At 74.4% G+C, this 601-nt stretch carries 1 protein-coding gene and 1 pseudogene; both read left to right on the top strand.

The window, feature by feature from the left end; all coding sequences use genetic code 11:
• On the top strand, positions 1-267 hold a 267-nt coding region (locus tag IH44_RS0140070), incomplete at its 5' end, for a hypothetical protein (protein ID WP_030464777.1).
• A 56-nt stretch (positions 268-323) separates the two neighbouring features.
• Positions 324-601 (top strand): annotated as a pseudogene (locus tag IH44_RS0140065) (protein phosphatase); the annotation flags it as partial.

Below are 601 nucleotides of genomic sequence, written 5' to 3'. Positions count from 1 at the left end.
GAACAAAACCCCTCGCCCCGCCCCTTCCCGTTCGGCATCCTCTCCCCCGTGCGCCTCCTCTTCGACGGAACCACCCCGCTGCCACGCCTGCTCCTGCTCAGCACCTTCCTGGTCGGCCCCGACTTCGAGGCCGTCCTGGACCCTCCGGCCTTCCTCCCCGCCGGCCACCGAGTCACTTACCACCCCACTCACCTCACCGTCATCTCCCCCACCGGCACCCGCCGCACCGTCCCGATCGCCGACGGCTACTGGCTCTGCCGCCGCTGACCACCTGCGGGGAACTCCGCTGCCGCCGACCGGCGTTGGCGGACGGGAGGTGGCGGATGAAGACCCGTCGGAGGGGCGGCGCGCCCGATCCGGGAACGCCGTGGGACGAGATCGTGCCCGGACTGTGGATGGGCGGCCACCACTGGGTGGACGCGGCCGGGCAGCGGCGGCCGGTGCTGGTCGGCGCGGAGTTCGACCTGGTGGTCAGCCTTTTCACGGCCGAGGGCCACGGCCCCGGTCCGGGGGTGCCGCACCGGCTCGTCCCGGTGCCGGACGGGCCGTTGGACGCCGGGCAGTTGGCCGGCGTGCAGGCGGCCGCGCGGGAGGTGGCGGA

Origin of the sequence: Kitasatospora sp. NRRL B-11411 (genome assembly GCF_000721345.1) — a bacterium.
Taxonomy (GTDB): Bacteria; Actinomycetota; Actinomycetes; order Streptomycetales; family Streptomycetaceae; genus Kitasatospora; species Kitasatospora cineracea.
Note: the sequence above shows the minus strand (reverse complement) of the source record. Positions and strands in the feature narration are given on the sequence as shown.